Annotated in this window: 6 protein-coding genes and 1 tRNA gene; 5 read left to right on the forward strand and 2 right to left on the reverse strand. The window is 63.0% G+C overall.

Annotation, left to right across the window (positions count from 1 at the left end):
• The 4 genes from OXG98_14250 to OXG98_14265 all read left to right on the forward strand — a co-directional run.
• Positions 1-290, forward strand: a 290-nt coding sequence (locus OXG98_14250) for a putative 2OG-Fe(II) oxygenase (GenBank protein ID MCY3773163.1), incomplete at its 5' end; no start/stop codon positions are given.
• Complete coding sequence (locus OXG98_14255; GenBank protein MCY3773164.1) at positions 283-1,239, forward strand: class I SAM-dependent methyltransferase; 957 nt, start codon at positions 283-285, stop codon at positions 1,237-1,239. The genes OXG98_14250 and OXG98_14255, both read left to right, overlap by 8 nt.
• A 193-nt stretch (positions 1,240-1,432) precedes the next feature.
• The gene (locus tag OXG98_14260) at positions 1,433-1,876 is read left to right on the forward strand and encodes an Hsp20/alpha crystallin family protein (protein ID MCY3773165.1); all 444 of its coding nucleotides are present in this window, start codon (positions 1,433-1,435) and stop codon (positions 1,874-1,876) included.
• 265 nt (positions 1,877-2,141) lie between these two features.
• A complete protein-coding gene (locus OXG98_14265; protein ID MCY3773166.1) occupies positions 2,142-2,441 on the forward strand; it encodes a hypothetical protein in 300 nt (99 codons plus the stop codon).
• A 29-nt stretch (positions 2,442-2,470) separates the two neighbouring features.
• On the opposite strand, the gene OXG98_14270 is transcribed toward OXG98_14265, so the two are convergent.
• Positions 2,471-2,546: transfer RNA gene (locus OXG98_14270), tRNA-Phe, on the reverse strand.
• Between the two features lie 243 nt (positions 2,547-2,789).
• Between OXG98_14270 and OXG98_14275 the strand changes: the two genes are divergently transcribed.
• The gene (locus OXG98_14275; GenBank protein MCY3773167.1) at positions 2,790-3,914 is read left to right on the forward strand and encodes a mandelate racemase; all 1,125 of its coding nucleotides are present in this window, start codon (positions 2,790-2,792) and stop codon (positions 3,912-3,914) included.
• 159 nt (positions 3,915-4,073) lie between these two features.
• Here the strand turns inward: OXG98_14275 and OXG98_14280 are convergent, their stop codons facing one another.
• On the reverse strand, positions 4,074-4,967 hold the full coding sequence (locus OXG98_14280) for a prolyl oligopeptidase family serine peptidase (GenBank protein ID MCY3773168.1): 894 nt from the start codon (positions 4,965-4,967) through the stop codon (positions 4,074-4,076).
• Between the last annotated feature and the right edge of the window lie 145 nt (positions 4,968-5,112).

Consider the following 5,112-nt stretch of genomic DNA (forward strand, 5'->3'; position numbering starts at 1 on the left):
GGAGCCTGGTCCTGTGTGTCGACAACGGCCACCGGGCCCCCTGTCCCGAGGAAGAGCAATCGGGTTGCCTGGTTTTCTCAGACCCCAGGTCCACCGCCTCCATGTACCTTGACCGTTTCAACCGTCGGCAACATCGGGACGTTTCGTTCGATGGCGCGAAATACTTTCTCCAGAACGGCGACCTGCTGATCTTTCCCTCTTTCGTAAAACACCATGTGACGCCCTACCGGGGCGATGACCGGCGGATCACCGTGGCGGCCAATTTCTGGGCGGACCTGGAGTATGGCTGAACGGTCTGAAGAGGCGCTGTCCTGGAGCAATTTCTGGCAGGCGGAACTCAGCAGGGCTTTTGCCGCGGACGAAGCGCAGGAACGGGCGCTGCAGAAACACTGGACGGCTGCGTGCAGTAGCTGGAACACAAAGGACCGGGTTCTGGACATCGGCTGCGGCAACGGCGCGCTGGCCCTGTCCCTAGCCGCTGACGCTAGGGAATCCGGCAGGACGTTCAGCTACACCGGGCTGGATCAGGCGGACATCAGCCCGCCTTCGCATTCGGATTTCGAGCCATTGGACGTGGTTCTTCGCGACAACACCCCGGCCGAAACCGCACGGCTGCCCGATTCAGGCTTCGAGCGGGTGATCAGCCAGTACGGCTTCGAGTACTGCGACCGCAAGGCCGTGAGCGCGAAAATCGCATCCTGGCTGGTTCCCGACGGAACGCTGTCGCTACTGGTTCACAGCCAGGATTCCCAGTTGACGGCGGAGGTCAGGTATACCCTCGAACAGTTCCGCATGGCCGAGGAGTCCGCGCTGCTGGTATTGGTCGCCCGGCTGCTGTCGCGGCTTCATCAACTCGGCGGCGCCGAAAAAGGGGACCGGCAGGCCAGGGCGATGCGTGAGCTGATCAACAGCACCTGCCAGGAGTTGACCGACAAGGCCGAGCCCATGCCCAATCCCTATTTCCTACGCAACTTCGTAAGTGTCTGCCTGGGGTTCTTTTCCTCCGATCGATCCCACATTCCGCACGATGTCCGCCTGGAGAACGTCTTCGAGTTTTCGAAGCAGCTCCTTTTTCAAAAAACCCGACTGGAGCAACAGCAGCGCGCCGCTCTCTCCGAAAGCGAAATCGACGAATCGGTGACGTACCTTGAAAGACTGGGACTGAGTTGCGGGCGACGGGAGGCTTTCGTATTCAACGACGAGCATTTCGGTTTCTCGCTGGAGTTCGCCAAGCGCTGACCCCCGGTTACCGAAGTTTCACATCGCGGCTCTGTTGCCCGTCCATCCTGACTCCCCGAGAGGCGGCTTCGCAGCATACCTGGCGCCTCTCATCATGCCGCCTCTCTTGAAATCCCCCCGACCGCCCCAATCTTACTCGTCAACGGCCGGAGCATTCCGGCGAAACAGCAACCGAAACAGGAGCAACGACGACATGAGAATCACTCGTTACGACCCCTACAACGCTCTCGCGTGCTGGCGGCGCGACATGGGCCGCCTGTTCGGCAACGGCCTGCGCGCGGTCAACGAAGACTTTGCGTCCGGCGAGGGCGACTGGACCCCCGCCATCGACATCCGCGAGATCGACAACGGCTACGTGCTCCGGGCCGACCTGCCCGGCGTGCTGCGCGACGACGTGGAGATCACCATGGACAAGAACGTGCTGACCATCCGCGGCAAGCGCGAAGTGGCCGAATCCGCCGACGACGGCAAGGTACTGCGCAGCGAGCGCATCAGCGGCAGCTACTGCCGGCGCCTGACGCTGCCGGCCACGATCGACAGGGACGGCATCTCCGCAAAGTACGAGAACGGCATTCTGGAGGTCACGCTTCCCAAGGGAGCCGAAGCCCAGCCGCGCAAGATCGCCGTCGGCGGCTGAACCGGGCTGCGCTGACAGCAGATATTCACAATCCCACCAAACGTCTCCGGAAAGCCCGACAGGGCGATCCGGAGACCTCTTTTCCAAAACCACCATCAGGTCCCGGCCGACCGGCTACCGCACCAGTCTGCAAACCGCCGGCGCAGGTTGGGAGCACCGCACCAATCGTCGACGAACCCCGGCAGCGTGTAAGCGATTGCTGATACCGGCCGCATTCGCCGCGCGTTACAATCCGGGCATGACAACGCAGCAACCGGCATCGACCATGAGTCAGGAATCCTGGGCCGTCATCGGCACCGGCATTGCGTTGCTCGTGGCGCTCGGTGGCCTGATGTTGACGCTTTCCACATGGCAACGGGCCGACAATCAGTACTTGCGAGCCGAGTTCAACCAGTTGCGAACGGAATTCCAGGGGCTGCGAACGGAAGTCGGGGTCGAGTTGGGCAAACTTCGACAGGGTCAGACAGAGGTACGCGAACGCCTGGCCCGCATAGAGGCAACCATCGGCATCGCCTATCCGGATTCGAACGCCCAGTCCGCTGCCCAGCCCAATTCCAATACCTGACGAACGCCTGATCCTGCAGCAAGCTGCATTGGTGGCCAGGGGCAGAATCGAACTGCCGACACGCGGATTTTCAGTCCGCTGCTCTACCGACTGAGCTACCTGGCCGGGGGCACCCGGCAAGCGGGGTGCGGGGAGGGCGCGTATTAAAGCGACGGGCCATGGCACCGTCAAGCAAGAGTCGGGCAGCCTGGGGCCACGTTGGGCCGGTACAACAGGTACAGCCGGAGGCGCGGTCCGGACAACCGATGCGGGCCGCCGCTCGTTCGAGCCGGTTCGGCTGCAATTTGGCGGTTGCGCACAACCCGAGTGTAAACTCGGGAACGATCTCGACAGGAAGGGGGCGGTACCATGCGCATCACCGATGTGACGGTCACACTCTGGCGCTGGGAGGACATTCCGCCGACCCGTTATACCCGCGCTGTGGCAAGTTCCGTCAGCCGCACCGCCCAGATGGGCCTGGTGCGCATCGACACCGACGAGGATATCGCCGGTTTCGCGTTCATCGGCTCCTCCTATGCGCCGGCGGACCGCGATGCCTCTTTCGTGGTGGAACGCCTGAAGCCGATGTTGACGGGGGAAGACCCCCTGGCAAGGGAACGGCTGTGGAACGCGATGATGACCCGTACCGGTGGCCACACGGGCGGACAGATGTTTCGCGCAATCGGCGCCGTCGACGTGGCCCTCTGGGACCTTGCCGGGCGCGCTACCGGTCTGCCGATCCACCGTCTGATGGGCTCCTGCCGCAACAGCGTGCCCGCTTACGCCAGCTCCGCTGTCCTGGATTCGCCGCAGGCGTACGCCGAGGAAGCCCTGGCGCACAGGGATTCCGGCTGGACCGCGTACAAGATCCACCCGCCGGCCGTTCCGGAACTGGATATCGAGATCTGCCGGGCGGTTCGCGAAGCCGTGGGCAGCGACTTTCGACTGATGCTCGATTCCACCTGGTCCTACGACTATCCCCAGGCGCTGCGTGTCGGGCGCGCGATCCAGGACCTCGACTTCTACTGGTACGAGGACCCGCTGGCCGACGATGACCTCTACGGTTACGTCAAGCTCAAGCAGGTTCTCCAGATTCCGATCATGGCTACAGAGCTGCCTACCGCCGGTCCGACCTCTTATGCGCCCTGGATCATGAACCGGGCGACGGACTACCTGCGCGGGGATGTGGCGATCAAGGGCGGGCTGACCGGATGCCTGAAGACCGCGCACCTCGCCGAGGCCTTCCGCATGAACTACGAGATCCATCACGGCGGCAACTCGCTGAACAACGTGGCCAACCTGCACCTGACCATGGCCATTTCGAACTGCGAGTACTTCGAGGTGCTGCTGCCGCCACGGGCTCAGAAGCACGGCCTCGTGCGCGACATCGAAGTCGACGGCGACGGCATGGTCCACGTTCTCGACGGGCCCGGGCTGGGCGCCGAGATCGATTTCGAGATGATTGCGGCCAGGCAGACCGCCGTTCTGCGCTGACGCCGACCGCAAACCGTCGCATCGGCCCGACAATTCCGGAACCGCAGGACGGGCTCTCCGATCGACCGCCCGGCCAAACTGCCTTTACCGCGTTCGGCCGCAATAGCGTTCCAAATATTGGGAACGCCTGATCTGACCGCTCCGGACTCCCAAACCGGCCTATAGCCCCTGCGGACCGCAATCGTTGGCGAGATAGTTTTCCAGCGACTCAAACATCGCCAGATGATGTTGAGGCCACCAGGGGAGGCTGTGCCAAAGATCGACGATCTCAAGGTATTCCACGTCCTTGCCGGCTCTTTCCATCGCCCTGACGAACTTGCGCGATTGTTCGACGGATACGCGCTGGTCGCGGTCGCCGTGGAAGACGAATATGGGGATTTCCGAGTCCCTGACATGATCGAGGGGCGACATGCCGCCGATGGTGGGGTTCTGGAACTGGCGCTGAAACCGGTTGGTGAACGTGATCTTGTCGAAGCTGCGCAACTCCGCGAGCCCTGCACCGGAGATGGCGCACTGGAACGGGGAATTCTTGCGCACACTGGCCGCCATGGCCGCGAACCCGCCGTAGGAATAACCGAATATGGCGATCCGGCCAGCGTCCGCAATGCCCTGTTCCGCCAGCCAGTATGCGCCGTCGTCCTTGTCGTCCTGCATCTTCTGGCCCCACTCGTTATCCCCTGCCCGCCAGAGGGTCTGGCCGAAGCCTTCCGAACCGCGGTATTGCGGCTGCAGCACCACGTACCCGCGATTGGCGAGGAATTGCGCCCACCGGTCCCAGCCGAGATAGTCGCGTGCCCAGGGGCCGCCATGGGGCAGCACAACCGCGGGATAGGGTTTCTCTCCGGATTGGGGGACCGTCAGGAATGCCGGTATTTCCAGACCGTCTCGCGCCTTGTAGGTGACGAACTCCATGTCGGCCATCTTGCCCGGTTCGAGCAACGGAAAGCTGCGGCCGAGCGGGACCAGATTCTTGCCGTTGATCAGCAGGTAGTAGGCGCCCGCCTCCCGGGGGCCCGAGGATCGCACCACGATGACCGTCAGGTCATCCGACATGGAAACCCAACTGTGTTCCAGGCCTGCCGGCAGCGCTTCCTGCAAGCGCCTTTGCATCGATAGGCGCTTGGGTTCCGTGTACAGCCTTTCCCACACGAGCTTCCTGCCGCCGGTGGCCTACGACTCGATGCGCGAACGCCAGCAG

This window comes from Gemmatimonadota bacterium, assembly GCA_026706345.1.
In the GTDB taxonomy this organism is placed as follows: domain Bacteria; phylum JAAXHH01; class JAAXHH01; order JAAXHH01; family JAAXHH01; genus JAAXHH01.

Coding starts and splice junctions, on each gene's coding strand:
- OXG98_14275 (MCY3773167.1), top strand. CDS start 2,790: ATGCGCATCACCGATGTGACGGTCACACTCTGGCGCTGGGAGGACATT.
- OXG98_14255 (MCY3773164.1), top strand. CDS start 283: ATGGCTGAACGGTCTGAAGAGGCGCTGTCCTGGAGCAATTTCTGGCAG.
- OXG98_14260 (MCY3773165.1), top strand. CDS start 1,433: ATGAGAATCACTCGTTACGACCCCTACAACGCTCTCGCGTGCTGGCGG.
- OXG98_14280 (MCY3773168.1), bottom strand. CDS start 4,967: ATGTCGGATGACCTGACGGTCATCGTGGTGCGATCCTCGGGCCCCCGG.
- OXG98_14265 (MCY3773166.1), top strand. CDS start 2,142: ATGAGTCAGGAATCCTGGGCCGTCATCGGCACCGGCATTGCGTTGCTC.